This is a genomic window from Serratia sp. B501 (genome assembly GCF_051172315.1).
GTDB classification, from domain to species: Bacteria; Pseudomonadota; Gammaproteobacteria; order Enterobacterales; family Enterobacteriaceae; genus Serratia; species Serratia ureilytica.
In genome coordinates this window covers 20,414-46,540 of the sequence record NZ_JBPIZB010000006.1, presented here as the reverse complement: position 1 = coordinate 46,540, position 26,127 = coordinate 20,414, and the positions used below count along the sequence as shown (strand labels likewise).

Annotated in this window: 34 protein-coding genes; 16 read left to right on the top strand and 18 right to left on the bottom strand. The window is 60.1% G+C overall.

Features of this window, described 5'->3' with window-relative positions; all coding sequences use genetic code 11:
- Window positions 1-54: 54 nt before the first annotated feature.
- Window positions 55-471, bottom strand: coding sequence for a DUF2946 domain-containing protein (locus tag ACSBQV_RS17925; RefSeq protein ID WP_226886107.1), 417 nt, complete (start codon window positions 469-471; stop codon window positions 55-57).
- Window positions 472-588: 117 nt separating this feature from the next.
- Window positions 589-1,041 carry a GNAT family N-acetyltransferase gene (locus ACSBQV_RS17920; protein ID WP_099784273.1) on the bottom strand — a complete coding sequence of 151 codons (453 nt, stop codon included), beginning with the start codon at window positions 1,039-1,041 and terminating at the stop codon, window positions 589-591.
- A 100-nt stretch (window positions 1,042-1,141) separates the two neighbouring features.
- On the opposite strand from ACSBQV_RS17920, the gene ACSBQV_RS17915 reads away from it, so the two are divergent.
- Entirely contained in the window at window positions 1,142-1,876 is a 735-nt protein-coding gene (locus ACSBQV_RS17915) for a class I SAM-dependent methyltransferase (protein ID WP_099784263.1), read from the top strand.
- A gap of 59 nt (window positions 1,877-1,935) precedes the next feature.
- On the opposite strand, the gene ACSBQV_RS17910 is transcribed toward ACSBQV_RS17915, so the two are convergent.
- Window positions 1,936-2,436 (bottom strand): GNAT family N-acetyltransferase, encoded by a 501-nt coding sequence (locus tag ACSBQV_RS17910; protein ID WP_033651602.1) that lies wholly within the window; start codon window positions 2,434-2,436, stop codon window positions 1,936-1,938.
- A 151-nt stretch (window positions 2,437-2,587) separates the two neighbouring features.
- Window positions 2,588-3,103 carry a DUF1543 domain-containing protein gene (locus ACSBQV_RS17905; RefSeq protein ID WP_099784261.1) on the bottom strand — a complete coding sequence of 172 codons (516 nt, stop codon included), beginning with the start codon at window positions 3,101-3,103 and terminating at the stop codon, window positions 2,588-2,590.
- 120 nt (window positions 3,104-3,223) lie between these two features.
- On the opposite strand from ACSBQV_RS17905, the gene ACSBQV_RS17900 reads away from it, so the two are divergent.
- A complete protein-coding gene (locus ACSBQV_RS17900) occupies window positions 3,224-3,406 on the top strand; it encodes a YodC family protein (protein ID WP_016929823.1) in 183 nt (60 codons plus the stop codon).
- A 32-nt stretch (window positions 3,407-3,438) separates the two neighbouring features.
- On the opposite strand, the gene ACSBQV_RS17895 is transcribed toward ACSBQV_RS17900, so the two are convergent.
- The gene (locus ACSBQV_RS17895) at window positions 3,439-3,717 is read right to left on the bottom strand and encodes a GNAT family N-acetyltransferase (RefSeq protein ID WP_033644139.1); all 279 of its coding nucleotides are present in this window, start codon (window positions 3,715-3,717) and stop codon (window positions 3,439-3,441) included.
- A 1-nt stretch (window position 3,718) separates the two neighbouring features.
- Entirely contained in the window at window positions 3,719-3,949 is a 231-nt protein-coding gene (locus tag ACSBQV_RS17890; RefSeq protein ID WP_099784271.1) for a (4Fe-4S)-binding protein, read from the bottom strand.
- Window positions 3,950-4,141: 192 nt separating this feature from the next.
- Here ACSBQV_RS17890 and ACSBQV_RS17885 point away from each other — a divergent pair, with 192 nt between their 5' ends.
- A complete protein-coding gene (locus tag ACSBQV_RS17885; protein WP_016929826.1) occupies window positions 4,142-4,555 on the top strand; it encodes a DoxX family protein in 414 nt (137 codons plus the stop codon).
- Between the two features lie 50 nt (window positions 4,556-4,605).
- Here the strand turns inward: ACSBQV_RS17885 and smrA are convergent, their stop codons facing one another.
- Window positions 4,606-5,178 (bottom strand): DNA endonuclease SmrA, encoded by a 573-nt coding sequence (gene smrA, locus ACSBQV_RS17880; RefSeq protein WP_099784259.1) that lies wholly within the window; start codon window positions 5,176-5,178, stop codon window positions 4,606-4,608.
- 184 nt (window positions 5,179-5,362) lie between these two features.
- Here smrA and ACSBQV_RS17875 point away from each other — a divergent pair, with 184 nt between their 5' ends.
- Both ACSBQV_RS17875 and ACSBQV_RS17870 read left to right on the top strand, forming a co-directional pair.
- The gene (locus ACSBQV_RS17875) at window positions 5,363-5,698 is read left to right on the top strand and encodes an MbeD/MobD family mobilization/exclusion protein (protein ID WP_099784257.1); all 336 of its coding nucleotides are present in this window, start codon (window positions 5,363-5,365) and stop codon (window positions 5,696-5,698) included.
- A 67-nt stretch (window positions 5,699-5,765) separates the two neighbouring features.
- A complete protein-coding gene (locus ACSBQV_RS17870; RefSeq protein WP_033644142.1) occupies window positions 5,766-6,212 on the top strand; it encodes a DUF1198 family protein in 447 nt (148 codons plus the stop codon).
- A gap of 25 nt (window positions 6,213-6,237) precedes the next feature.
- Here ACSBQV_RS17870 and ACSBQV_RS17865 read toward each other — a convergent pair whose 3' ends face one another.
- The 3 genes from ACSBQV_RS17865 to ACSBQV_RS17855 all read right to left on the bottom strand — a co-directional run bounded on the left by ACSBQV_RS17865 (window position 6,238) and on the right by ACSBQV_RS17855 (window position 8,846).
- On the bottom strand, window positions 6,238-6,576 hold the full coding sequence (locus tag ACSBQV_RS17865; protein ID WP_042785237.1) for a DUF2002 family protein: 339 nt from the start codon (window positions 6,574-6,576) through the stop codon (window positions 6,238-6,240).
- Between the two features lie 102 nt (window positions 6,577-6,678).
- Entirely contained in the window at window positions 6,679-7,851 is a 1,173-nt protein-coding gene (locus ACSBQV_RS17860; RefSeq protein ID WP_099784255.1) for an MFS transporter, read from the bottom strand.
- A 98-nt stretch (window positions 7,852-7,949) separates the two neighbouring features.
- The gene (locus ACSBQV_RS17855; RefSeq protein ID WP_099784253.1) at window positions 7,950-8,846 is read right to left on the bottom strand and encodes a LysR family transcriptional regulator; all 897 of its coding nucleotides are present in this window, start codon (window positions 8,844-8,846) and stop codon (window positions 7,950-7,952) included.
- Window positions 8,847-8,951: 105 nt separating this feature from the next.
- On the opposite strand from ACSBQV_RS17855, the gene ACSBQV_RS17850 reads away from it, so the two are divergent.
- Window positions 8,952-10,334, top strand: coding sequence for an MFS transporter (locus ACSBQV_RS17850; protein ID WP_099784251.1), 1,383 nt, complete (start codon window positions 8,952-8,954; stop codon window positions 10,332-10,334).
- Entirely contained in the window at window positions 10,331-10,711 is a 381-nt protein-coding gene (locus ACSBQV_RS17845; RefSeq protein ID WP_099784249.1) for a DUF4440 domain-containing protein, read from the top strand. Before ACSBQV_RS17850 ends, ACSBQV_RS17845 begins: the two co-directional genes overlap by 4 nt.
- A gap of 196 nt (window positions 10,712-10,907) precedes the next feature.
- On the opposite strand, the gene asr is transcribed toward ACSBQV_RS17845, so the two are convergent.
- Window positions 10,908-11,258 carry an acid resistance repetitive basic protein Asr gene (asr, locus tag ACSBQV_RS17840; protein WP_004928953.1) on the bottom strand — a complete coding sequence of 117 codons (351 nt, stop codon included), beginning with the start codon at window positions 11,256-11,258 and terminating at the stop codon, window positions 10,908-10,910.
- Between the two features lie 229 nt (window positions 11,259-11,487).
- Here asr and ACSBQV_RS17835 point away from each other — a divergent pair, with 229 nt between their 5' ends.
- Window positions 11,488-11,796, top strand: a complete 309-nt coding sequence (locus ACSBQV_RS17835) for a DUF883 family protein (RefSeq protein WP_004928950.1) — start codon at window positions 11,488-11,490, stop codon at window positions 11,794-11,796.
- Window positions 11,797-11,863: 67 nt separating this feature from the next.
- On the opposite strand, the gene ACSBQV_RS17830 is transcribed toward ACSBQV_RS17835, so the two are convergent.
- On the bottom strand, window positions 11,864-13,288 hold the full coding sequence (locus ACSBQV_RS17830; RefSeq protein WP_193160481.1) for a PLP-dependent aminotransferase family protein: 1,425 nt from the start codon (window positions 13,286-13,288) through the stop codon (window positions 11,864-11,866).
- 95 nt (window positions 13,289-13,383) lie between these two features.
- Between ACSBQV_RS17830 and ACSBQV_RS17825 the strand changes: the two genes are divergently transcribed.
- The 5 genes from ACSBQV_RS17825 to nrdF all read left to right on the top strand — a co-directional run bounded on the left by ACSBQV_RS17825 (window position 13,384) and on the right by nrdF (window position 17,838).
- On the top strand, window positions 13,384-13,815 hold the full coding sequence (locus ACSBQV_RS17825; RefSeq protein WP_099784245.1) for a carboxymuconolactone decarboxylase family protein: 432 nt from the start codon (window positions 13,384-13,386) through the stop codon (window positions 13,813-13,815).
- A gap of 272 nt (window positions 13,816-14,087) precedes the next feature.
- The gene (locus tag ACSBQV_RS17820; protein ID WP_033644148.1) at window positions 14,088-14,318 is read left to right on the top strand and encodes a redoxin NrdH; all 231 of its coding nucleotides are present in this window, start codon (window positions 14,088-14,090) and stop codon (window positions 14,316-14,318) included.
- A 9-nt stretch (window positions 14,319-14,327) separates the two neighbouring features.
- Window positions 14,328-14,732, top strand: a complete 405-nt coding sequence (nrdI, locus tag ACSBQV_RS17815) for a class Ib ribonucleoside-diphosphate reductase assembly flavoprotein NrdI (protein ID WP_004928930.1) — start codon at window positions 14,328-14,330, stop codon at window positions 14,730-14,732.
- Complete coding sequence (gene nrdE, locus ACSBQV_RS17810) at window positions 14,714-16,858, top strand: class 1b ribonucleoside-diphosphate reductase subunit alpha (protein WP_099784243.1); 2,145 nt, start codon at window positions 14,714-14,716, stop codon at window positions 16,856-16,858. Before nrdI ends, nrdE begins: the two co-directional genes overlap by 19 nt.
- An 8-nt stretch (window positions 16,859-16,866) precedes the next feature.
- Window positions 16,867-17,838, top strand: a complete 972-nt coding sequence (gene nrdF / locus ACSBQV_RS17805; protein WP_033639549.1) for a class 1b ribonucleoside-diphosphate reductase subunit beta — start codon at window positions 16,867-16,869, stop codon at window positions 17,836-17,838.
- Window positions 17,839-17,881: 43 nt separating this feature from the next.
- Here the strand turns inward: nrdF and ACSBQV_RS17800 are convergent, their stop codons facing one another.
- From ACSBQV_RS17800 to ACSBQV_RS17780, 5 genes are all read right to left on the bottom strand, one after another.
- Window positions 17,882-18,169 (bottom strand): type II toxin-antitoxin system RelE/ParE family toxin, encoded by a 288-nt coding sequence (locus tag ACSBQV_RS17800; protein ID WP_099784241.1) that lies wholly within the window; start codon window positions 18,167-18,169, stop codon window positions 17,882-17,884.
- Window positions 18,169-18,456: a CopG family ribbon-helix-helix protein gene (locus ACSBQV_RS17795; protein ID WP_033639547.1), complete on the bottom strand. Its 288-nt coding sequence runs from the start codon at window positions 18,454-18,456 to the stop codon at window positions 18,169-18,171. Before ACSBQV_RS17795 ends, ACSBQV_RS17800 begins: the two co-directional genes overlap by 1 nt.
- Window positions 18,457-18,533: 77 nt before the next feature.
- A complete protein-coding gene (locus ACSBQV_RS17790) occupies window positions 18,534-18,728 on the bottom strand; it encodes a DUF1289 domain-containing protein (RefSeq protein WP_099784239.1) in 195 nt (64 codons plus the stop codon).
- Window positions 18,729-18,792: 64 nt separating this feature from the next.
- Window positions 18,793-19,533, bottom strand: a complete 741-nt coding sequence (locus tag ACSBQV_RS17785; protein WP_047025555.1) for an SDR family oxidoreductase — start codon at window positions 19,531-19,533, stop codon at window positions 18,793-18,795.
- Window positions 19,534-19,686: 153 nt separating this feature from the next.
- Window positions 19,687-20,631 carry an MBL fold metallo-hydrolase gene (locus tag ACSBQV_RS17780; protein ID WP_099784237.1) on the bottom strand — a complete coding sequence of 315 codons (945 nt, stop codon included), beginning with the start codon at window positions 20,629-20,631 and terminating at the stop codon, window positions 19,687-19,689.
- Window positions 20,632-20,837: 206 nt separating this feature from the next.
- Here ACSBQV_RS17780 and ACSBQV_RS17775 point away from each other — a divergent pair, with 206 nt between their 5' ends.
- Window positions 20,838-21,809 (top strand): patatin-like phospholipase family protein, encoded by a 972-nt coding sequence (locus tag ACSBQV_RS17775; RefSeq protein WP_099784235.1) that lies wholly within the window; start codon window positions 20,838-20,840, stop codon window positions 21,807-21,809.
- 97 nt (window positions 21,810-21,906) lie between these two features.
- On the opposite strand, the gene ACSBQV_RS17770 is transcribed toward ACSBQV_RS17775, so the two are convergent.
- A complete protein-coding gene (locus ACSBQV_RS17770) occupies window positions 21,907-23,262 on the bottom strand; it encodes a 2-hydroxycarboxylate transporter family protein (RefSeq protein ID WP_099789739.1) in 1,356 nt (451 codons plus the stop codon).
- Between the two features lie 326 nt (window positions 23,263-23,588).
- On the opposite strand from ACSBQV_RS17770, the gene ACSBQV_RS17765 reads away from it, so the two are divergent.
- Window positions 23,589-25,181, top strand: a complete 1,593-nt coding sequence (locus tag ACSBQV_RS17765) for an ATP-binding protein (protein WP_099784231.1) — start codon at window positions 23,589-23,591, stop codon at window positions 25,179-25,181.
- A gap of 35 nt (window positions 25,182-25,216) precedes the next feature.
- Window positions 25,217-25,903: a response regulator gene (locus tag ACSBQV_RS17760; RefSeq protein ID WP_033644157.1), complete on the top strand. Its 687-nt coding sequence runs from the start codon at window positions 25,217-25,219 to the stop codon at window positions 25,901-25,903.
- Window positions 25,904-26,127 lie beyond the last annotated feature (224 nt).

The following is a 26,127-nucleotide window of genomic DNA, read 5'->3' as shown; positions in this document are numbered from 1 at the left end:
AAACTGTGCGCGCAGGCAAACCGTCCGCAGCGATACGGACGGCGTTACCCATGATCAAGCAATAGGGAAAAACGGTTGGCCGGGCGGCCCGCGCGGGCTCGGCCGCAGAGTAAGGCGCCGAAGGGGCGGAGAAACGATGCGCGGCGCGCAAGGCAGGCGCGCGATACGCGCCATCAGCCACAGCAGCGGGACGAATGCCCACAGCAGCAGCGGCACGTGGATCAGCAGCTCGCAATAGCCGCAGAAAATCATCTCCGCCGGATCCAGGCCGTGGTGGCCGGCATGTCCGGCGGCGGGCATCGCCATCGCGTGCATGTCGTGCGGCATGGCGGCTGCCGACTGCGTCATGCCGCCCATCATCGGGTGGTGCGTCAGCGATTTCGACACCACCGGCGCCACAAACAGCAACAGCACCGCCATAATGGCGATGCAGGCGGTAAAGCGTTGTTGTAGCTGGCGTGGCACTCTCATCGCGGCGGCGAATTAACCCGATCGGTGGCGAACAAGCGGCCAGTGTAACCCGCGATGCGCGATGAGGTGAACGAAAAGAAAAGTCAGGTTTGTCTTACGCGCCCCCGGCGAGGGCGATCACAGCACCCGCGTGTAAACCCGCGAGGCTTCGCCCCAGGGGTGATACCCAAGCCCGTTATAAACGAAGCCGCTGCGTTCGTAGTACCCTTCCAGATCGGTGCACAGGTGCAGCTGCGGGAAGCCCAGCCGGCGGGTTTCCTTCGCCACATGCTCAATCAGTTTGGCACCGTAGCCCCGGCCGCGCTGCGTCTCTTCTACGTAGAGCGCACACAGCCAGGGATACAATTCCCCACGGCTGATAAAGTCGTTGGTAATCAGCCCCGCACAGCCGAGGATCCGGTCATTTTCCATCAGCAGGTACCACTGCGGCAGCGGGTTGGCGGCGCCGAGGCTGCGGTTGATGGCGTCTTCATACATCATCAGCGTCTCTGCCGTGGCCCAGTGCCGCTGAAAATACGCAATGGCGCGCGGCGCCAGCTCGGGCGCTTGCCGCACCGAAATCATGTCCATCGTCATTCCCGTTATTCATGTTGTCAGCGTAGAATTATGCAGCAATATGCACGGTATGGCAGCGGCATTCCGCCGCCGTCATTCACCCCAAGGAGTCATCATGACGCAAAATATCTATGACAATCAGGCCTTCTTCGACGGCTATGCGCAGCTCAGCCGCTCGCAGCACGGCCTGGACGGCGCGCCGGAATGGCCCGCCATCCGCCGCATCCTGCCGGATTTACAGGGCAAAAGCGTGGTCGATCTCGGCTGCGGCTACGGCTGGTTCTGCCGCAGCGCGCGCGAACAGGGCGCAGCCAGCGTGCTGGGGCTGGACGTTTCGGAAAAAATGCTGGCCAAGGCGCGGGAGATGACCGCCGACGCGGGTATCGAGTACCGTCGGCAAGATTTGGCGCAGCTGCAGCTGCCAGTAAAGCGTTACGATCTGGTCTACAGCTCGCTGACGCTGCACTACCTCGAGGATCTGGCCGCGCTGTTCGCCACGGTTTACGCCACGCTGAAGCCAGGCGGGCAGTTCATCTTCACCGCCGAGCACCCGATCTACACCGCCCCGGCGCAGCAGGGCTGGCTGACCGACGGCAACGGGCAGAAATCCTGGCCGGTCAACGGCTACCAACGGGAAGGCCGGCGCGTCTCCAACTGGCTGGCGGAAGGCGTCATCAAGCAGCACCGCACGCTCGGCAGCTATATCAACCCGCTGGCGCAGCAAGGGTTTATCATCCAGCATTTGAACGAATGGGGCCCCAGCGCGCAGCAAATCGCCGCTACCCCGGCGCTGGACGAAGAGCAGGAACGCCCGATGATCTTCATTCTCGCCGCCCGCAAACCCGCCTGATTTATCCGCAGTAAACCGTTCACACCACCACAGTTGGGGAGGCCGCCTCCCCCCAACGGCTATTGTACCGGCAGCGCCGCCCCGTGCGCCGCGAAGTGCGTCAGCGCCTCGCCCTCCATGCGATAACGCACCCACTCGCCCTGCGGCTGCGCGCCGATGCTAAGGTAGAAATCGATAGCCGGCTGATTCCAGTCCAGCACGCTCCACTCCAGGCGGCCGCACTGCCGCTCGCACGCCAGTTGGGCGATGTGCCGCAGCAGCGTTTTACCGGCGCCCGCGCCGCGATGCTTCGGCGCCACGTACAGGTCTTCCAGATAGATGCCGTTTTTACCCAGCCAGGTGGAGTAACTCATAAAGAACACCGCATAACCCGCCGGCTCGCCGTTTACCGTGCAAATCAGCGCTTCGGAACAGGCGCCCGGCCCAAACAGGCTGCGTTCGATGTCCTCCACGCTGGCCCGCACCTGCTCGCGCGCCTTTTCGTACACCGCCAGCTCGATAATCATATCCAGAATCAGTTTGGCGTCGCTTTTTTGCGCCGGGTAAATCTCAATGGTCATGGCAAGTCCTGTGTGAGTTGATGGCTGTGCTTGCCAGCATACAGCGCCTCTCATGCTGCATGAACGGCATTTTCATCAACAGGCAATGAATATCATGCATCTGGATTGGAAACGCCTCGCTCTCAACCTGCCACAGGTGTTCGAAGCGGCGTTATAACGCGGGTTCGCCGATCGGCAGATACCCCTGCCACAGCGGCCGGGCCGGTTCGCCGTGCGGGTTGGCGCGCAGATGAACGTGGTAGCCCTGCAACGCCTGCAGCAGCAGGCAGTCGTCCACCTCAGCCAGATCATCTTTGTGCTGCTGCGCGCTGTCCGTCAGCAGCGCCCGTTTGGCTTTGTCTTTCGCCTCGTCGGCGGAGCGCGCCACGAACAGGCCGAACTGGTGCAGTTCCGCCAGCTCATCGCTGCGGTAGCCGCCCACGTTGACGAAAAACAGCCTCTCTTCACCGGCAAACGGCGCAGGCTCCAGACTCACGTCGTAACCGTCCGCCCAGTCGATGCGCGCATAGCCGTCGACATGCACCTTGCGCTTATCGCCGAACCACTTTTCACGCAGCAGCGGATACGCTTCTTCCGGCCGATCCGCCGCCGCGAACTGCACGTCGTGCAACTCAATATTGGCGCCCGGCGCCGTACCGCCCACATAAAACATCAATAATCCCGGCATGTTAGTTTGCTCTCTCTGGTAATAATCGCTGTATAATTTAATACATAACGAAACACCTGCCAACGGCGGCGCCATTCTGTGTTATCAATAGATGAGGTTTAATCTGTTGTGGAGGAACGCATGGCATTCAATATCGGTGATTTTGTACAACGCACCACCGGCGGCCCGAAGATGACCGTGGTGGCGATCGACGGCGAAACCCTGGTTTGCAGCTGGAATGAACTGGGTAAAGAGCAGCGCACGGAAGTGCAGGCCAACGAGGTGGCGCTGTACCACGAAGACGGCGATTTCGGCGTCTGCTGAATGACCGGGGCGCGCCGCGCCCCGTTATCGCCTCAGGCGCGAATGTCCTGATAGGCTGGGGTGGTATCGAACTCATGCTTGGCGAACGGGCACAGCGGAATGATTTTGCGCTGCTCCGCGCGCATTTTCTCCACCACCAGCGCCACCAGCTTTTTGCCGACGCCCTGCCCCTTCAATGACTCATCCACCCAGGTGTGATCGATAATGGTCAGCTTGTCGCCGCTCGGCACGAAAGAGATCTCGGCGATCAACTTGCCGTGCTCGTCATTGATATAAAAACGCTTCTCGTCCGCCAGTATTTTATGATCCATATTATTTCTCCCTATATTTCAGTGCGCCGCTGGGGCAAGTATCGATAACGCATTTCACTTCGGCCGCGTCGGCATTGTCCGGCATAATCCACGGCCTGCGGTTCAGGGTAAAAATAGCCGCGTTGCCACGCACGCAGTTGGCGGAATGGCGGCATATCGCGCTGTTAAAATAAACGTCAATCTTGTCGCCGGAATAACGGCGGTAACCGGCGGCGGTCAATTCCTCATCCATCATGGCCTCACATTGCCCGTTTTATTGTTTTTGCTCCAGGCTCAAGTATAGGCAATGCCGCCGGCTTCACCACGCCTCTCTTCCGCTGAAAAAAGTGGCGCAACCGCCCGCCGCAGCTAGAAAAAACCGTAAATTGTTCTAATCTTTAATCAGCAAGACAACATAATTCCGACAGTGGCTAAGGAGTTCGAAATGGGTGATAGCTCAAAAGACGGCGTAATTCTGCTGTCCCGCATTCTACTGATGGTTCTGTTTATCATTTTCGGCTGGATGAAACTGGTCAACTTCGGTGCGACCGTCACGGCGATGGAAGGCTATGGCACACCGATGCCTTATTTGGCGGCGATTGTCGCCGTGGTGGTGGAGTTTATTTTCGGCATCGCGCTTATTCTCGGCCTGTTTACTCGCCCTATCGCGGTCATTTTCGCCCTGTATGTGTTGGGCACCGCGTTTATCGGCCATCCGTTCTGGAAAATGACCGGCATGGAAATGATGGGCAACGAAATCAACTTCTTTAAAAACATCAGCATCATTGGCGGTTTGCTGTTGCTGGCGGTGACCGGCGCCGGCCGTTATTCGCTGGACTATAAAATATTTAATAAATAATTCATCGATGGCCGGCAATATGCGCCGGCCATTTTATTTCGATGATCCTTTCACCGGCTGCGCTTGGCGTGGCGCTCAAAGTTTTCCGCCTTGGCCTGCGCTGATTTACGCAGCGTGACATAGCAGGCGCCCTCGCCGCCGTCGCGCGGTAAGGCGCGGCAAAACGCCTGCACCTGTTCAAACTGTGCCAGCCATTTGGCGACGTAACTGCGCACGATATTCGGATGGCTTTCGTTCTGCCGCCCGCGGCCGTGCACGATCAGCAGCGAACGCAGATTTTGTGCCTCCGCCTGCATAATGAAGCGGAACAGCGCCTGCCGGCTGGCTTCAACCGGCTGACGCAGCAGGTTCAGCGACGCCTGCGGCGGGTAACGCCCGTGGCGCAGCTTGTCCAGCACGCCCTGTTGAATGCCTTCCCCTTTGAACTCCAGCGGCCGATCGCAGGGGATCACCTCGAGGAAATCGGTGCTGAGGAAGTTTTCCTGCCGTAGCCGCTGCGCTTCGCGCCGCGCGCTTTTGTCCACCGTCTCCTGCGGCTTGAGGTACAGCGTCTGCCGCCCGCTCGCCAGCGGCACCACGTCCGCCATCGCCTGTTCAAAAAAGTCTTTTTCCTGCTCGCTCATCTTCCACCTCTCTTGAACGGCAGCCTTTACGGCCGGGGATGGGGACGATTGTAAGACGCCTTGGCGCGGTTGCAAGCCGGGAATTGTCAGCGGCATTTGTCTCAATTGTCGTCAACGGGTGAGCTTGCGAGCAGTTTTCGCTATACTGCTAAGCCATCATTGAGTGCCGCAAAGGATCGAGCCCATGACAATGCGCGAGCTGGAAATCCAGTTTCAAAATGCGATGAATGAGTTGCAGAGCAGCTTCGAACGGCAACACCGCGAATGGCAGCAAAGCTACCAGGCGCTGCAGCAACTGCTGGAAGAAGCCAAACAGCGCGAAGCCGCGCTGCGGGCGCAGAATGAACAACTGGTGCGCAAGCTGAGCACCGCCAGTTCGGTGCCGGAACAGCATGCGCTGGTGAAGCAGATCAAAATGCTCGGCGCCCATCTGGACGCGCTGGCCAAAGACGCGGCCACCTTCAATCACCACCTGCGCCAACAGAGCGCGGTCGGTAATTTCAGCGGCGAACAGCATTGATAGCGGGCGCTGTCGCACAGCGCCTCCCGCCCCTCTTCTGGCGTATTGAGAGTGTAATAAAGCCTAAATGACCTGGATCATCCTCGCCGCCCTGATCGTCGTATTCATCATCGGTTACCGCATTTTGACGTCCGATACCCGTAAAGCCATCGATTCGCTGGCCCATCTGCTGAGGGTCAAACCGATGCTGATCGAATCGATGATCCAGGAAATGGGCGGCCGCCAAAGCCAGACCTTTATCCGCATGCTGAACAACGGCTATACCGAAGAGATGCACCAGGCCGCTTACCTGCTGTTCATCTACCTGACGTTCATCAAACAGGCGGACGACGAGCAGATTGGCCATTGGCGCGACGTGCTGCTGCGCGCCGGGCTGTCGCCGGAGCTGCACGCCGAGCACACCGAAGCGGCGCTGTTTTACTTCGCCGAGTTGGATATCGATGCGTTTGAACTGGCGCAGTTCCGCCGCGCCTACAACGAGCGTTTCAACCGCGAAGCGTTGGCCCACGGCTGATAGCGTCCCCCTGGCGGGGGACCGTTTACAGGAACATGCTGTAGAGGTAACGCGACAGCGCTTCGCGCGAGCTGAAGCCGTGTGCGATGCCGTAACGCTGATTCGGCGCGTCGCTGCTTAAATCCAGGGGAAATTCCAGATATTGCTCGCTGGTGCGCACCGGCGAGGTCGGCGTGGCGAAATGCACGCTTCTCTCTTTCAACGCCGGGTGGATCACCAACGCGGTTCTGCCCATCCGCGCTTCGCGATTCACATACACGTAGTGTGCGCCCTTGCGGTAACCATAGGCCTGATCGGTGACATAATCACGCTCAAAGCCGGTATTCTCCAACACTTTAGCCACTTCATCCGGCCGTAAATACATCGATTCCTCCTCTCATTCTGGACCGCTGAGCGACCTTACCGTAATCATTCACCGAAACAATGATTTTCTGGGGAGGAATCCGGGTTTCGGACTATTCCTGAATCAGACCCGGCTGCGCTGCAACAGGCGCAGAGTGAGCAGCACGCCGAACGCCACCAGCAGCGCCGCCGCCAGATAGATCGACGGCACGCCCGCTTGCCCAATCAACAGCCCGGCCAGCGGGCCGGTGATGCCCAACGCCAGGTCGAGGAACGCCGAATAGGTGCCGAGCGCCGTGCCCTGATTCTGCGGCGGCACCTGTTTCACCGCCTCAACGCCCAACGCCGGGAACACCAGCGAGAAACCGGCGCCGGCCAGCAACGCGCCGGTTTGCACCATCCAGGGCTCACCGGCCAGCCAGATCAACAGCAGCCCGACGATCTCGACCAGAAACGACGCCAGCGTCACCTTCAACCCGCCGTGGCGGTTGATGACATTGCTGAAGATCAGGCGAATGCCGACGAAGGCGCAGCTGAACAGCGTCAGCGAAAACGCCGCGCCGCTCCAGCCTTTGTCGGCGTAGTAAAGGGTGATGAACGTGGCGATCACGCCGAAGCCGACGGTGCCCATCGCCAGCCCGAGACCATAGGCCCAAATGCGGCCGAACACCGCGCGAAAGGCGATGCGTTGCCCGGCGGCGATCGAGACGTCCGGCTTACCGCTCGCCAACAGCAGCGCCACCGCGACCGCCAGCACGATCAGCGCCGCCACCCCGGCCAAGCCCCATTGCTGATTCAGATACACGCCGAGCGGCGCGCCGGCCGCCATCGCGCCGTAGGTGGCGACGCCGTTCCAGGAGATCACCCGCGCGGTATGCATCGCCCCAACCCGGCCGATGCCCCACAGCGTGGAACCGGTGCTGGCGAAGCTTTCGCCGACGCCGAGAAACACCCGCCCCACGCACAGCAGCAGCAGGCTGAACCACGGCCAACCGTCGACGCCGAATGCCAGCGCGTAAAACAGGCCGCTGGCGCCGCAGCACGCCAGGCCGAACAGCACCACCTTCTTCGGCCCCAGCTGATCGGCGTAACGCCCGGCATGCGGGCGGCTGAACAGCGTGGCGAAGTACTGCGCGCTGATGATAAGGCCCGCCAGCACCGAGTTGTAGCCCAGGTGGTCATGCACAAACCCCGGCAACACCGCCAGCGGCAGGCCGATGGTCAGGTAGCAGACGAAGGTGAACATCACCACGGACAAAATACGTCGGTTCAGTTGGAGGCTATTTTCTGCGGTCATCGAAGGCGGCTCGCATCGGACGAGGTAGACGAAGCCCTCCAGCATACCCCGACGAGATTTGATGATAAATGAGAGAGTGATAACGAATTATTATTTCGCTAACGGTTTGCCGCCACCCGTGCACGCAGAAAATCGATAAACGCCCGCACCTTCTCCGGCACGTGGCGGGTGTTCGGGTAGAGCGCATAGATGCTCTGCTCGGGGAAACGGTGATCCGGCAGCAACCGTTGCAGCCTGCCGGCGTCGATGTCGGGTTGCGCCAGCCACGCCGGCAGCAGTGCCACCCCGGCGCCATGCAGGGCGAACGCCAGCAATGCGGCGGCGCTGTCGCCGGTGAGCGTCGCGGCATCCGCGACCTTGAACAGCACCGCTTCGCGCTGCGGCGTGACCACCTGCCAGCTGAGGGGCGAACTGAGCCGGCTGTGGGCGATCCACTGCGCCTGCGCCAGATCCGTCAGCGAATGAATCGGCCGCTCGGCCAGATAATTCGGCGCCGCCACCGGAAAGATGGCGAAGCTGTCGATCAGCGCCGCGCGGTGGCTGGAATCCGCCAGCTGGCCCAGGCGGATCGCCACGTCGAAGCGCTCAGAAATCAGATCGGCATGATAAGAGGAAGACACATGCTGGATGCGCAGCCGCGGATGCTGCCGCGAAAACGCCGCCAGCGCCGGCACCACCACCTGCGCGCCATACTCAGGCGTGCTGGTGATACGCAGCACGCCGCTCAGCCCGTGATGATCGCGTCGCACGTCGTCGAGCACGTTCTCGGCCTCCTGCAACAGCTGCAGGCTGCGCTGGTAGAAGCGTTCGCCGGCATCGGTCAGCGACAACCGGCGGGTGCTGCGCGCCAGCAGTGACACCCCCAGCTCATTCTCCAGCTGCTTGACGTTAAAGCTCACCACCGCCTTGGTTTGCCCCAGCGCCGCCGCCGCCGCGGTAAAGCTGCCCGCTTCCACCACCGCCGCGAAGATCGCCAGACGCTGCAAATTCAGCATTTCATCGCCCTTATTGTCAAAATAATTTTGACAGTGTAATCGCCCGCCGCCGATTTATCCGCACTTTTCCCCCCGATACACTGCTCGCCTTCAACCGGAGGCACCATGTCTTATCGCAGCAAAGTGGCAATCGTCTATCTGCTCGGCTTTTTCGTCGATCTGAGCAATATGTTTATCGCCAACGTCGCCTACCCCGCCATCGGCCAGGCGATGGGGGCATCGGTCAGCCAGCTGGCGTGGATCAGCAACGGCTATATTCTCGGCCTGACGCTGGTGATCCCGCTCAGCGCCTGGCTGGCGCAGCGCATCGGCGGGCGGCGGGTGTTCCTGCTCTCGCTGGCGCTGTTCATGCTGGCCACCCTCGGCGCGGGCAACGCCGACAGCATCGGCGCGCTGATCGGCTGGCGCACCCTGCAAGGCATGGGCGGCGGTTTGCTGATCCCCATCGGCCAGACCCTGACCTATCAGCTGTACCGCAGCCATGAACGCGCCGGGCTGTCGGCCGCCATCATGTTGGTGGGGCTGCTGGCGCCGGCGCTGTCACCGGCGCTGGGCGGCTGGCTCGTCGATCGGTTGGACTGGCGCTGGGTGTTTTTCGCCAACCTGCCGCTGGCGGCCCTGGCCCTGGCGCTGGCGGCGTTGTGGCTGCGTGCGGAAGCGCCGACGGCGGCGCGCAAACCGCTCGACGCGACAGGATTACTGAGCGCCTGCGCGGCGCTGACGCTGCTGCTGCTCGGCCTGACCCGGCTGAGCGAAGCCGGTCATCAGGTTTCCGGCGCGGCGCTGCTGGCCGCCGGCCTGCTGGTGCTGGTCTATTATCTGCGCCATAGCCTGCGCACCCCGCAGCCGCTGCTGAACCTGCGGCTGGTCGGCGATCCGCTGCTGCGCAACGCCATGGCGATTTATTTGTGCATTCCCGGCCTGTTCATCGGCGTCAGCCTGGTGGCGATGCTGTATTTGCAAAACCAGTTGGGGATGCCCGCCGCGCAGGTCGGCGGCCTGATGCTGCCCTGGGCGCTGGCGTCGTTCCTGGCCATCACGTTGACCGGCAAAAGCTTTAATCGCCTCGGCCCACGGCCGCTACTGATCGCCGGCTGCCTGTTGCAAGGCGCCGGCATGCTGACACTGGCGCAGATCGATCAGGTCGGGCAGCACGCGTTGCAGATCGCCGCCTTCGCCCTGATGGGGTTCGGCGGCAGCCTGTGTAGCAGCACCGCGCAGAGCAGCGCGTTTCTGCAGATCCCCGACGGCCAATTGGCGGACGCCAGCGCACTGTGGAATATCAACCGCCAGCTCAGTTTTTGCCTTGGCGTGGCGCTGCTCAGCCTGCTGCTGAATCTGCTGCTGGCCGTGTTGCCGCCCGCGGCGGCTTACCGAACCTGCTTCATTCTGGCGGGCGCCAGCGCACTTATCCCGCTGTTGCTGTGTCTGCGCCTTGCCAACCGCGCCATCGTGCGCCAACTCAACGCTCAACAGGATGCTTTATGAACCCGTATTTTACCGAAGTGATCGACGCCCACATCGCCATTGAACGCTGGCTGGGCAAAGGCGCCGGAGAGGAGCAAGCGCTGCTGGCGCGCTTTACGCCGGATTTCAGCATGATCGCGCTGAACGGCGCCCCGCTGGATTTCACCGCGCTGTGCGCTTTTTTCCGCTCGCATCGCGCCGCCAAACCGGGACTGGAAATCGAGATAGAAGAGATGAAGCTGGTGGCCGAATGGCCGACGGGCGCGGTAGTCAGCTACCGGGAAAAACAGAGTCTGCCGGGGCAAAGCGCCACGCTGCGCTACTCCACGGTGGTGTTTGAACGCCTGCCCGACGCGCTCGGCTGGCGGCATTTGCACGAAACCGCCGCGGCGCAATAATTACAGGAAGCTGCCGGCCAGAAACAGTTCCCAACCGACGATCACCCCGCACAGGGTTACCGCGCTGAAAATGACTTCAAACAGATAGCGATGGATCATCGTGAGTAGCCTCAAAAGAAGACACCCGGAAAGACCGGGTGTCTGGAATACGGGCTGTAGAGCGCGGAACCTTGTCGGTTCCGCAAACATCACTTAATTAAGCTTTTTTACCGGCTTTTTTGTGGTGTTTTTTAGCGGCCTGAGCTTTCTGCACTGGCGCTTTTTTGTGGTGTTTTTTAGCAGCCTGGGCTTTCTGAGCTGGCGCTTTTTTGTGGTGCTTTTTAGCGGCCTGAGCTTTCTGGGCTGGCGCTTTTTTGTGGTGCTTGGCTTTCTTGTGGTGCGTTGCTTTAGCTGGCGCTTTTTCAGCAGCAGCCGCTGGCGCAGCGGTAGTGGTGGTCGCAGCTGGCGCGGTGGTGGTAGCCGGAGCAGTAGCTGCAGTATCAGCAGCGAAAGCAACAGAAGACAGACCCATAGTGGCAGCAACGATCAGCGCTAATACTTTTTTCATCTTTAAATCCTCAGAGTGTTGTTTCGGTAAGCTCCGGTGGAGCCGTTGAAACAGATACTAGTGGAATCAAACGGCCGTTTCCGTGAGTGATTGGTTTCGCCGAGTAACCAAATGTACAAAGCCCAGGTGCCGGCAAACACCTGCGTGACGGCGGTTTTTTTCCGTGATCGGCCACACAAATCTCGGCATGGTCTACACTTAAAAGACATGTGTCGAAATGGAGAGCTGAATGTTTAAGAAAGCGGAAAGAACAGAACGCGATATCGATCAGGATGTGACTCTGTTGGCCGATACGCTGGATGAAGTGTTGCGCGAGTCCGGTGACAAGACCAAAGAGGAACTGAAAGAGCTGCACAGCAAGGCGAAAGGCGTGCTGCGCGACGCGCGAGCGCGATTCAACGGCTCCACCAGTCTGACACAGCATGCGCGCGACGCGGTCGATCAAGCCGACAGCTATGTGCGTGACAAACCTTGGCAGGGCGTAGGGATCGGTGCCGCCGTCGGCATCGTGCTCGGCGTGCTGCTGGCCCGGCGTTAACACCCCTGCAGTCATAAAGATAAAACAGATGTGCGTCTGGCCCGCGGAAATCGCGGGCCGTTTAATTTTAGCGAAACAGCTGCGCCAGCCCCTGTACCGCCCGCTCCGCCTCCTCTCGCCGGCTGAAATTGGCGAACCCCAGCAGTAACCCTTGCCCCGCCGGATGGTCGATTTGCCAGTCAGACAACGCCTGCACCGCCAGCCCCTGCTGCCAGGCTTGCGCCGCCAACGGCGCATCCGCCAAGCCGTCGCGCAGCCGGGCCAACAGCTGAATGCCGCCCTGTTGTGGCACCGTCGTCAGCCACGCCCCCAGCTGCCGCTCCAACGCCTGCGTCAACCACTCGCGCCGCTGGCGGTACAACGGCCGCATGCGTTTCAGGTGGCGATAGAAATGCCCTTGCCGGATAAAATCCGCCACGCCGGCCTGCAGCAGCGGCGGGCAACCGCAGCCGCGCAGCCGGCTGCTGCGCGCAAAGGCCTCCGTGAGGCCGACGGGCACCACTAAATAAGCCATGCGCAGCGCCGGGAACAGCGTTTTGCTGAAGGTGCCGGCGTACAGCACCCGCCCCTGAACATCGAGGCTTTTCAGCGGCGGCAGCGGCCGCCCGTGATAGCGAAACTCGCTGTCGTAGTCATCCTCGAGGATCCAGGCCCCGCGCTGCTGCGCCCAGTCGAGCAGCGCCACCCGCCGCGCCAGACTGAGCGAGACGCCGAGCGGGCTTTGATGGGTCGGCGTCACCACCGCCAGCCGCGCCTCAGGCTCCGTCAGAATACCGGCGGCCACGTCCATGCCCTGTTCATCCACCGGCACGGCGACCGGCCTGACGCCGGCGGCCCGCAACAGCGGGCGCGTGACCGGATAACCGGGATCTTCGATCCATACCGCGTCGCCGGCGTGCAACAGCGTCTCCGTCACCCAGTCCAGCAACGCCGGATAACCGGCGCAGAGGAAAATTTGCTCCGGCCGACAGCTGATGCCGCGCGACAAATGCAGATAATGGGCGATCGCCTCACGCAGTTCAGGCAGGCCGCCGGCCGGCGGCAGCGCCAGGGAAGCCGTCGTGGAACCGCGCAGCTGGCGGGCGACAATGCGCTGCCACAGCGCCCGAGGAAACGCATCCAGCGCCGGCACGCCCAGTTGGAAAGGCTGCAGCATGCCCTGCGGCTGCAGCGGATCGGGCGCTATCGTCGCCAGCGGCGGCGCAGCGGGCATCGCGCCCGGCGGCATGTGCGGCAACTGCGGCGAGACATAGGTGCCCGCCTGCCCCCGGCTCTGCAAGAAACCTTCGGCAATAAGTTGCGCGTAGGCGCTTTCCACCGTGGCGCGCGCCACGCCCAAATCGCTCGCCAACCCGCGCACTGAGGGCAACCGGCTGCCCGCCGCCAGGCTGCCCTGGGCGATGGCGTCTTTAATCCGCTGGTAAATCTGCCGGTACAGCGGCTCGGCGAGCCGGCTGTCCAGCCGCAATGAAGTCAGGAACGGCGGCATCATGGCCCGGTTAAATAATCATTTTATGGCCCTATAGCATAGACCATAAGGCCGCTAAAGTAGCGCCATGATTTCGTTACTATCGATTGAGGTTGACCATGATTAAGCCACGTTTGAACTATGCCGAGCTGGCGCCCGCCCCGTACAAAAATATGGTGAGCGCGCTGATGGCGCTGGAGAAAGGCGCCCTGGACAAAGCGACCATCGAGTTGATGTTTATGCGCGTTTCGCAGATCAACGGCTGCGCCTACTGCCTGGACATGCACGGCAAAGCGCTGCGCGAAAGCGGCTTCAGCCATGCCAAGCTGGATACGTTGGCGGGCTGGCGCGCCAGCCATGAATTCAGCGAGCGTGAACGCGCGGCGCTGGAGTGGGCCGAGTCGGTTACGCTGATCGCCGCCACCGGCGCGCCGGACAGCGCTTTCGAGGCGCTGAAGGCGCACTTCAGCGACGCCGAGATCGCCGATCTGACCTTCGCCATCAGCATCATGAACGCCTTCAATCGGCTGGCCGTCAGCATGCGCCAGTAATGCGCTCGCCTCCCCCTCTTCACCGAGAGGGGGGATTTCTCACTCGCAAAAATTTTTCCCCTCGCCTTTTCCAGCCCCGGCGCGGCCTGCGCGCAAAACGCGACAAAACACCATATATAGCGTGGTTGATAAAACAAATATCAACATATAGTATTTTATCTATCAGCCGCAGGGAATATTGTTCGGCTGATAACGCCGTCAGAAACGCCAGGAACAATGCTCCGTTCTCTGACTTGTCCGCCTTTCCTTCAGCCTAAAGGTAAATGCGAATCATGAGCATTATTATTTACAGTAAGCCGGACTGTGTCCAGTGCAACGCCACCTATCGCGCATTTGATAAACAGGGGATTGATTATCAGGTGATCGACCTCACTCAAGATCCGCAGGCGCTGGACCACGTTAAATCCTTAGGTTATCAGCAAGTTCCGGTGATTATCGCCGGTGACGATCACTGGGCCGGTTTCCGGCCGGACAAAATCGGCGCGCTGGCGCTCACCTGCTGAGGCCCGACGATGAATCCGCTGGTCTATTTCTCCAGCAGCTCGGAGAACACCCACCGATTCGTTGAGAAACTGGGCCTGCCGGCGATCCGCATTCCGATCGCCGGCGCCCGCAGCAAATTGCTGATGGAACAGCCCTATATCTTGATCGTGCCCAGCTATGGCGGCGGCAGCGCCGTCGGCGCGGTGCCGATCCAGGTGATCCGCTTTCTCAACGTTCCGCAAAACCGTTCATACCTGCGCGGCGTCATCGCCGCCGGGAACACCAACTTCGGCGCAGCGTACGGCATCGCCGGCGACATCATCGCCAAAAAATGCCAGGTGCCTTTCTTGTACCGCTTCGAGCTGCTCGGCACTACGCAAGACGTTGAAAACGTTAGACAGGGAGTAACCGCATTTTGGCAACGACAGAACTGACCAGGCCCGAGACGGGCGCGCTGGATTACCATTCGCTCAACGCGATGCTCAATCTTTACGATGCGGAAGGCCGGATCCAGTTCGATAAAGATCGGCTGGCGGCGCGGCACTACTTCCTGCAGCACGTCAACCAAAACACCGTGTTCTTCCATAACCTAGAGGAAAAGCTGCGCTATCTGGTGGAAGAAGGCTACTACGAGCCGCAGGTGCTGGCGCAGTACGAATTCCCGTTTATCAAGCAGCTGTTCCAGCAGGCCTACGCCAAAAAATTCCGCTTCGAGACTTTCCTCGGGGCCTTCAAGTACTACACCAGCTATACGCTCAAAACCTTCGACGGCAAGCGCTATCTGGAACGCTACGAAGACCGGGTGTGCATGGTGGCGCTGACGCTGGCGGCGGGCGACACCGCCCTGGCGCAGGATCTGGTGGAAGAGATGATTTCGGGCCGCTTCCAGCCGGCCACGCCGACCTTCCTCAACTGCGGCAAACGCCAGCGCGGTGAGCTGGTCTCCTGCTTCCTGCTGCGCATCGAAGACAATATGGAATCGATCGGCCGGGCGGTGAACTCCGCGCTGCAGCTGTCGAAACGCGGCGGCGGCGTGGCCTTCATGCTGAGCAACATTCGCGAGGTGGGCGCGCCGATCAAACGCATCGAGAACCAGTCCTCCGGCGTCATTCCGATCATGAAAATGCTCGAAGACGCCTTCTCCTACGCCAACCAGCTCGGCGCGCGCCAGGGGGCGGGCGCGGTGTATCTCAACGCCCACCACCCAGATATCCTGCGTTTTCTCGACACCAAGCGGGAAAACGCCGACGAGAAGATCCGCATCAAAACGCTGTCGCTGGGGGTGGTGATCCCGGATATCACCTTCGAACTGGCGAAGAACAACGAAGAAATGTACCTGTTCTCGCCCTACGACGTCGAACGGGTGTATGGCACGCCGCTGTCTGAAATCAGCGTCAGTGAAAAATACCGCGAGATGGTTGACGACAAGCGCATCCGCAAGTCGCGCATCAACGCGCGCGAATTCTTCCAGGTGCTGGCGGAGATCCAGTTCGAATCCGGCTATCCCTACGTCATGTTCGAGGACACGGTCAACCGAGAGAATCCGATCGCCGGGCGCATCAACATGAGCAACCTGTGTTCGGAAATCCTGCAGGTCAACCGCGCCAGCATCTATCACGAGGATCTGAGCTACGATCGCATCGGCAAGGATATCTCCTGCAACCTCGGCTCGCTGAACATCGCCAAAACCATGGACGCGCCGGACTTCGGCAAGGCGATCGAGACCGCGATCCGCGCGCTGACCGCGGTGGCCGACATGAGCGATATCCGCTCGGTGCCGTCGATCGCCGAAGGCAACCGCAGCGCCCGCGCCATCGGTCTGGGCCAGATGAACCTGCACGGTTACCTGGCGCGCGAGCGCATCTTCTACGGCTCGGAAGAAGGCATCGATTTCACCAATCTCTATTTCTATACCGTGGCCTATCACGCCATCCGCGCCTCGAACCGGCTGGCGATCGAACGCGGCGGCGCGTTCGACGGCTTTGAGCACTCGCGCTATGCCAGCGGCGAGTACTTCGACAAATACACCGAACGCGACTGGCTGCCGCAGACCGAGCGGGTGCGCGAGCTGTTCGCCGCCGCCGGCATCGCCATTCCGGGCCGCGATGAGTGGCGCGCGCTGCGCCAGTCGGTGATGATGCACGGGCTGTACAACCAGAACCTGCAGGCGGTGCCGCCGACCGGTTCCATCTCGTACATCAACAACGCCACCTCCAGCATCCATCCGATCGTCTCGCGCATCGAGATCCGCAAGGAAGGCAAGATCGGCCGCGTTTACTATCCGGCGCCGTACATGACCAACGACAACCTGGCGTATTACCAGGATGCCTACGAGATTGGCCCGGAAAAAATCATCGATACCTATGCCGCCGCGACGCAACACGTCGATCAGGGGCTGTCGCTGACGTTGTTCTTCCGCGATACCGCCACCACCCGCGACATCAACCGCGCGCAGATCTACGCCTGGCGCAAAGGCATCAAAACCATTTACTACATCCGCCTGCGCCAGATGGCGCTGGAAGGCACCGAGGTGCAGGGCTGCGTGTCCTGCGCGCTGTGAGGCAACTTATGACGACCGTAACATCGGCGCCGCTGGTGCGCGCCATCAACTGGAACATCATCGAAGACGACAAGGATCTGGAGGTGTGGAACCGCCTGACCTCCAACTTCTGGCTGCCGGAGAAGGTGCCGCTGTCCAACGATATCCCCTCCTGGGCCACGCTGACGCCGAAGGAGCAGCAGCTGACCATTCGAGTGTTCACCGGGTTGACGCTACTGGACACCATCCAGAACACCGTCGGCGCGCCGGCCCTGATCGCCGATGCGCTGACGCCGCACGAAGAGGCGGTGTACTCCAACATCAGCTTTATGGAGGCGGTGCACGCCCGCTCTTACAGCTCAATCTTCTCTACCCTGTGCCAAACGCCGGACGTGGATGACGCCTATCGCTGGAGCGAGGAAAACCGCGCGCTGCAGAAGAAAGCCGGCATCATTCTGGCGCACTACCGCAGCGACGATCCGCTGCTGAAAAAAGTCGCCAGCGTGTTCCTCGAGTCGTTCCTGTTCTATTCGGGCTTTTACCTGCCGATGTACTGGTCCAGCCGCGCCAAGCTGACCAACACCGCCGATCTGATCCGCCTGATCATTCGCGACGAGGCGGTGCACGGCTACTATATCGGCTATAAGTTCCAGAAAGGGCTGGAGAAAGTGGACGCCGCACGGCGCCAACAGGTGAAAAATTTCGCCTTCGATCTGATGCAGGACCTGTACGACAACGAGGTGCGCTACACCGAGGAACTGTACGACGGCGTCGGCTGGACGGAAGACGTGAAGACCTTCCTGCACTATAACGCCAACAAGGCGCTGATGAACCTGGGGTATGAAGCGCTGTTCCCACCGGCGATGGCGGAGGTCAACCCGGCGATCCTGTCGGCGCTGTCGCCGAACGCCGACGAAAACCACGACTTCTTCTCCGGTTCAGGGTCGTCCTACGTCATCGGCAAGGCGGTCAACACCGAGGATGAGGACTGGGACTTCTGAGGACATGACAGCGATACCGGTCTTTCAGGCCGGTATCGTGCATTCAATACCCTTGTTCTTTCTGACTGCGGATCGCCAGAACAAACGCCGTATCGATATCAGGAATGTATTTGTAGAGCGCCAAATAACCGCGAGCTTGCTGCCCAATCATCAATTCACGCAGCCCTGCGCCAAGGGACCGTCCGATCAATGGATTATGTTCCAATACCGCAATTGCCTGGATGATTTCCTGAATGCGCCGCCCTGAATCCGCAGCGCCATACTGAGCCAAATGAGCGAGAATACGTTCGATATCATCCCTGACCTCTGGCGCCAACTCGACATTTGCCATCAGCGCCCCAATTTTTTAACCGGAGGTTTGACAGCGGCAGTATCACCCGCTGCGTAATTTTCCAAATAACCGCGCATCTCTTTCCAAGAGACCGTCTCTCCCGTCGCAATTATCTTGGCATAGCGTTTTTCCGCTTCATTCTCAAAGTCGCGGCGCAACTCTTCCTGCTGCGTTTTCTCCGCTATTGCCTGCAAAATAAAGCTGTGAGACGTTACGCCAACCTGCTCGGCGACGGCAGCGACTCGGGCTTTAAGCTCATCTGGAATACGAATGGTCGTCGTCGACATAATCGCTCCTCACGTCGGTCAATCACATGTAGCTCAATTGTGCTACATGCAGTCTGGCAGCGCAATAATGCAGAGGATTATTTCACCGATTGACGCAGCTCTAGCCGCCGCCAGATAGCGCGTTTCTCCGCGTCGCTGGCGGTCGGCCAGGCGGCGATCTCCGCCCGCGTGCGCCGGCATCCGCGGCACTGCTGGGTTTCGTCGTCGATCCGACACAGGCTGACGCAGGGCGACCTGACGCCGGGATGAAACTGCTGATTGTCGCCCGTCATACGCTGCCCTTGATGTGATGAGTTCCGCCACAGGATACCCGATCCTGCGGCGGCGCGTCGTCAATCAGATGATGCCGCCGTTGGCGCGCAGGGTTTGGCCGTTGATCCAGCCGCCGTCGGCCCCCGCGAGGAAGGCCACCGCTGCAGCGATATCGTCCGGCGTGCCCAGGCGCTCCAGCGGTGCCATCTTCGCCAGCCGCTCGATAAGCTCCGGGGTTTTGCCGTCGAGGAACAAGCCGGTGGCGGTCGGTCCCGGCGCGACGGCGTTCACCGTGATATTGCGGCCGCGCAGCTCTTTCGCCAGCACGCTGGTCAGCGCTTCGATCGCCGCCTTACTGGCGGCATACATGCCGTACCCCGGCTGCAGCAACCCCACCACGCTGGAGGAGAAGTTGATGATGCGGCCATTGTCGCGCAGGCGCTTCGCCGCCTCGCGCATCGCATTGAAGCTGCCTTTCAGATTGATGTCGAGCAGGCGATCCACGTCTTCGTCACGCATGTCCGCCACCGGCGCCAGCGCGATCACTCCGGCGTTATTGACCAGCACGTCGACGCCGCCAAACGCCTGTTCGGCGCTATCGAACAGGCGGGCGACCGCAGATGCATCGCTGACGTCGGCTTTGACGCTCAAGGCGCGGCCGCCGCCCTGTTCAATCTTGCGCACCAGCTCATCGGCCGGCGCCGGGTTGCCCGAATAGTTGATGATGACGGTGAAGCCATCGGCGGCCAGACGCTCGGCGATGGCCGCGCCGATGCCGCGCGATGCGCCGGTAACGATGGCGACGGGGGGAGTTTTCTGATTCATCGGGAGATCCTTAAAGAAAACGACGAGGGTAACGTTAATCATGCACTCTTTATCACGGCGAATAAGCCCCGATTCTCTGGCATCATCATCCCAAATTATCGAACAATGTCCCCAAGGCGCTTACGATGGCCGCCCGTTGGGCGGCCATCTCCATTACAGCGCGCCGTAGTTCAATGGCACCCAGGCGTAACCGTCGCCCTGGCGGTTCAAATACCCCAACCCCGGGAACGACAGGTGTGCGCCCCCCACCAGCTCGCTCTGCCGCGCGCTGTCGCCAAATATCCGCAGCCGCTGAGCGACCGCCGCCTTGGCGTCATTATCAAAGCTGATAGCCACCTTCGGATGCGGCATCTGCACCGCCGCCACGTGGATCAGATCCCCCAACAGCAACAGCTTCTGGCCCTGGCTGGTCACCTGATAGACGCTGTGGCCCGGCGTATGCCCGTGGGCGGCAAAGGCGGCGATGCCCGGCGAAAGCTCGCCGTCGCCGTTGAATGGCTTAAAGTGCCCTGCCGCCTGATAAGGCTTGATCGCCGCCTGGGCTCTTTCGAAGTTGCTTTTATTTTCCGCGTTGGCCCGTTTCAGCTGGTCGGCGCTCAGCCAGAAGTCCGCGTCCTGGCTGGCGGCGCGCACCACCGCATTGGGGAATACCGCCTTGCCGTCGTGCGTCAGGCCGCCGAGGTGATCCGGGTGCATGTGGGTCAGGTAGATCTCATCCACCTGCTCCGGCTGGTAGCCCGCCGCGTGCAGGTTATCCACCAGCTTGCCCAGGCCGTCGCCCAGCAGCTGGCCGGCGCCGCTGTCGATCATCACCAGCTTGTCGCCGGTATTGATCAGATAGGCATTGACCGAGGTGACCACCGGCAGGCTTTGATGCCGCTCGGCCAACCCGGCGGCGATCTGCTGCGGCGTGGTGTTCAGCAACAGCTTGTCCGCCGGCAGGCGAATGACGCCGTCGGACAACGCGGTCACTTCAACGCTGCCCAGCATGATGCGGTAAAATCCCGGCGTCGGGGTTTTGGCCTGCGGCGCGGCGGCGCCGGCCTGTAACGACATAACGGCCAGCGCCGCGCCCAGCAGATAACGTTTCCAGAACATGATGACTCCTTGTAAGAATTGAACAGCGCTAAGTATTGACGCAAAAAGCCCGATGCGCCTGTTTAATGGATTCCTTTGATAAATATATAAATAATATATTCATCATGAATAATTTTGTTTGCCGATCCACACAACCCCAATCCATATTTTCTCGTGCGCCGCTTCGTTATTTTTCTTACTCCCTAAACCACGAGTAAGGAAATATGATGAGCTATCAATTCGAAAACCTGGTCTTTGAAGGCGGCGGCGTAAAAGGCATCGCCTATGGCGGCGCACTGGAATTGCTGGAGGCCAAAGGCATCATGCCGCAGATCAAGCAAACCTCCGGCGCCTCGGCGGGCGCCATCGCCGCGCTGCTGGTCGGGCTGGGCTGCAGCTCGGCCGACGTGACCAAGATTCTGTCGGCGATGGATTTTAAAAAATTCCTCGATTATAACGGCGGTTTTTTCGGCACGCTCCAGGACGCCTATCGCCTGTTCAATCAATACGGCATTGCGCCCGGCGATTATTTCTATCAATGGTCGCGCGATATTATCAAGCAATATACCGGCAACCCGGATATCACCTTCGAACAGTTCGAAGCGATGAAAACGGCGAAAGGGTTCAAGTCGATTTACTTTATCGGCGCCAACCTCAACAGCGGCCAGCGCGAAGTCTATTCGCATCGCACCACGCCGCGCATGAAAGTGGCGGACGGCCTGCGCATTTCGATGTCGTTCCCGTTTGCCTTCGTGGCGAAGAAAAATGCCCTGGGCGACCTGTGCATCGACGGGGGCATGATCGACAACTACCCGGTGCGGCTGTTCGACTATGACTTCTCCGCCACGCCGCCTTACATCGACAGCGCCAGCCAGCGCATCAACACCCGCACGCTGGGCCTTCGCCTGGACTCCGCCGGCGAAATCGCCCAGGCCGCCGGGCAGGCCGGCCCGCGCACGCCGGTCAACAACCTGTTTGATTTCACCCTGGCGGTGGCCAACGTGATGCTGGACATCCAAACCAAGGTGCACCTGGACAGCGACGACTGGAAACGCACCGTGTATGTCGACACGCTCGACGTCGGCACGCTGGAGTTCGGCATCAGCGAGGAGAAGAAACGTGCGCTGATCGAATCCGGCCGCCGCGGCGTAGAGCGCTACTTCGCCTGGTACGACGCCGCCATGAAACAGGCAGCGTAACCGGTATTATCCCTGCCCGCGCGTACGGGCGGCGCGCGGGCAAAAAAATCCCCGCGGGGGCGGGGAAAGGCAAAGTAACGCTAAGGATTTATAGGAGTTATACGAAGAACTTGGCCAACACCAGCAGCGACAGCGAGACGTTGATAGCGCCGCCGATACGGGTGGCGATCTGGGCGAACGGCATCAGCGACATGCGGTTGCCGGCGGTGAGGATCGCGACATCGCCGGTGCCGCCCTGCCCGCTCTGGCAGCAGGAGACGATCGCCACGTCGATAGGATGCATGCCGATTTTCTTGCCGACGAAGAAGCCGGTCGCCACCAGCGCGCTGACGGTGGTGACGATCACGATCAGATTCTGTACGGTGAACGCGTCCACCAGTTCCTGCCACGGCGTGATGGCCACGCCGACCGCGAACAGGATCGGATAAGTCACGGCGGTGCGGAAGAATTTGTACACCACCTGCGAGCCTTCCTGAATGCGCGGCGACACCCCGTGCGCCAACTTCACCGCCACGGCGGCGAAGAGCATGCCCACCGGCGCCGGCAGGCCGATCAGACGGTGCAGCAGCATGCCCACCATATACAGCAGAATGGCCAACAGCGCGCCGCAGGCGATGGTGCTGACGTCCACCTTGCCGCTGATTTTTTCCACCGCGTTCATGTCGCTTTCACCCTGCTTGCTCGGCATCAGGCTGCCTTCGCCGGTCAGGTGCGGATAACGCTTGCCCAGTTGATTGAGCAGGCCGGCGATGACGATAGCGGTCAGGCTGCCGAGCATTACGATAGGCAGAATGCGCCCTAACGCCACGCCCTGCTCCATGTGCAGGATCGCCGCGTAGCCCATCGACAGCGGGATCGCCCCTTCACCTACGCCGCCGGCCATGATCGGCAGGATCAGGAAGAAGAAGATCTGGAACGGTTCCAGGCCCAGCGCCATGCCGACGCCCATCCCCACCAGCATGCCGACGATCTCGCCGCACAGCATGGGGATGAAGATGCGCAGGAAGCCCTGGATCAGCACCTGGCGGTTCATGCTCATGATGCTGCCGACGATGATGCAGCAGATGTAGAGGTAAAGAATGTTGGTCGATTTGTAGAACTTGGTGGTCGACTCCACCACCACGTCCGGCAGCAGGCCATAGTGCACCAGCGCGGAAGGAATGAAGGTGGCGCAGATCGCCGCCGCGCCCATTTTGCCGATCAGCGGCAGGCGCTTGCCGAATTCGCCGCAGGCGAAACCGAAGAACGCCAGGGTGGCCACCATCACCACGATATCGCTCGGCAACTTGCCTTCCAGGCAGTCGAGCAGAATCAACACGCCGGCCAGAATAAAGAACGGTAACGGAATAATCCCTACTTTATAATTGTCCAGTATCCGCCACCATTTCTCACGCAGAGGAATATCGGCGGCCTTGTCTTTGGCTACGAGGTAAGAATCATCTGTTGTGCTCATAATCTGGCCTCTTATTAGTTTGTTCAGCCATCATAGAGAAGCGCACGGATTATCTGCTGTGATTATGTTCAAAATTAAAAAGGGTTTTTAATGGTGGTTATGGTTTCTATGGGGTTAATTAAGATTATGTAAAAATCAGCGTGGTTTTAATGGCGTTAATACCGTTTTTATTTTAAAGCTTATCAACTTTATCGCAGACGAACAATTCTCGTCCGGTTCACTCTAATCCCGTGTGAGGGATCACAAGTTGATCGGGCGCAATATTACAGACCCCGCTTCTCGTGATAGGGTAAGGCTTCAGGATCTCTTTACGGTGAAGCCCCGCCATGCGCCTTAAACTCTCATTTCAAATCAAGCTGTTTCTGTGCCTGGTGGCCTTCTCCTGCCTGCTGCTGACCTGCATCGGCGCCTACACCTATTACCAGTTGGATGCGCAGCTGCACCGCGACCTCGGTGCCCGCGCCCAGGTGCAGGCGCGTGAAATCGCCCTTATCCCTTCGTTGGTGGATGCCGTAGAAAAAAACGACGCCGCCAGGATCGCCGCGTTGATGAAAAAAATCCGCGCCAGCAGCGACGCCAGCTATATCGTCATCGGCGATAATCATGCCCGTCATCTTTATCATTCCGAATATGAAGGCCGCCTGGGCACGCCGATGATCGGCGGTGATAATAAAGAGGTGTTGGAAGGCAAAAGCATTATTTCCATTCGCAAGGGCGGCATCGGCGTATCATTACGCAGCAAGGCGCCGATCCTGGATGAAAATAATCACGTCATCGGCATCGTTTCCGTCGGCTATTTGAAATCGCATATCGATAATTTAAATGCCAGGACATTAACGCAAATTATCGGTTCCATCGTCCTGCTGCTGATCGCCCTGTTCGTTTTTTCCTGGCTGCTGTCGAAAAACCTCAAACGCCAGATGTTCTGGCTGGAGCCGAAAGAGATCGCGCTGCTGGTGCGCCAGCAAAAAGCGCTGCTGGAAGCCATCTATGAGGGCGTGATCGCCATCGATCCACAGCTGCGGATCATCACCATCAACCATGCGGCGCGTGAGCTGTTGGATCTGCATCAGCCCGCCACCGGCCTGCTGGGCCGGCCGATCGGCGATGTGATCCAGGCCCAGCCGGACTTTTTCGCCGTCGCGCACTTGGAGCAGGACACCCATGACGAGGTGTGCCGCTTCAACCACGTGCGGGTGATCGCCAGCCGGGTGCGCATCATGCAGGAGCAAGAGCTGCAAGGCTGGGTGATCAGCTTCCGCGACAAGAACGATATCAATACCCTGAGCAGCCAGCTCAGCCAGGTAAAACGCTATGCCGACAACCTGCGCATCATGCGCCACGAGCAGCTGAACTGGACCGCCACGCTGGCCGGGCTGCTGCACATGCAGCGCTACGACGAGGCCATCCGCTATGTGGAAGCCCAGTCGGAGGGGGCGCAGGAGATCCTCGATTTCATCTCGCAGCGCTTCAGTTCGGCGGCGCTGTGCGGGCTGCTGCTGGGCAAATACTCCAGCGCCAGAGAGAAAGGCATCGAACTGCGTTTCGATCCGGCCTGCCAGCTGCGGCAGATCCCGGCGGCGCTGAATGAAACCGAACTGATGTCGATCGTCGGCAACCTGCTGGATAATGCAGTGGAGGCGACGCTGCACTGCCCGGCTCCGCACGACGCGATCGAACTCTATATCAGCGACGGCAGCGACGAGCTGGTGATCGAGGTGGCGGATCGCGGCACCGGCATCGCCGAGGAGATTCGTGATACGCTGTTTGAACAGGGCGTGACCACCAAAGCGGATAAAAGCGACCACGGCATCGGCCTGCATCTGGTCGCCAGCCACGTGGCGCAGGCGCACGGCAGCATAGAAGTGTCGGACAACGAGCCGCACGGCGCGATATTCTCTATATTTATCCCTAAATAAAACCCATAACCCGATTTTTTTTTGAGCACCCGATTATGTCACACCAAACACTGGACGTTCTGATCGTGGAAGATGAGCCGCAACTGGCGACGCTGCACGCAGAGTTCATCGAGAAAAATTTCAACCTGCGGGTGGTGGCCTACGCCGCCACGCTGGCCGAAGCGCGGGCCAAAGCCAACGAGCATCAGCCGCGGCTGATCCTGCTGGACAACTTTCTGCCGGACGGCCAGGGCATTGAGCTGATGGAAGAGCCGGCGGTAAAGAATCCCGCCTGTTCGGTGATTTTCATCACCGCCGCCAGCGACATGCATACCTGCAGCCAGGCGATCCGCAACGGCGCCTTCGACTACATCATCAAGCCGGTGTCTTACAAACGGCTGCGCAACTCGCTCGAGCGCTTCATGCAGTTCGTGCAGACCCAGCGCACCTTCAAAATCATCGATCAGGACAATGTCGATGCGCTGTACAACCTGCAGTCGAAGCAGTTCTCCAGCGAGCCGAGCGCCAAAGGCATAGAAACCAACACGCTGGAGCTGGTGCAGGCGCTGTTTATCGCCCAGCCGGCGGTGGCGCATGCGGTGGAAGACGTGGTCGAACAGGTCGGCATCAGCAAAACCACCGCTCGCCGTTATCTGGAATATTGCGTCGCCACCCAGTTCGTGCGGGTGGAGATGCTGTACGGCAATATCGGCCATCCGCGCAGGCTGTATCGCAAGGCCTGAGGCTGCCATCTGGCTGTCATACTAAGGCGATAATATGACGCCCGACGATATCCCCCTCGATATCGGCACCTGTCGTTAAAACTGATGAAATACTGATGACTTTTGCCCGACCTCTGGTCGGGTTTTTTATTATCCGAACGGCAGGCGCGGCGCCAAAATATCTCTCTGCACCACACCGAATTATTTCCCCAAAAACCAAACCATTACAGCGAATAATGGCCGTC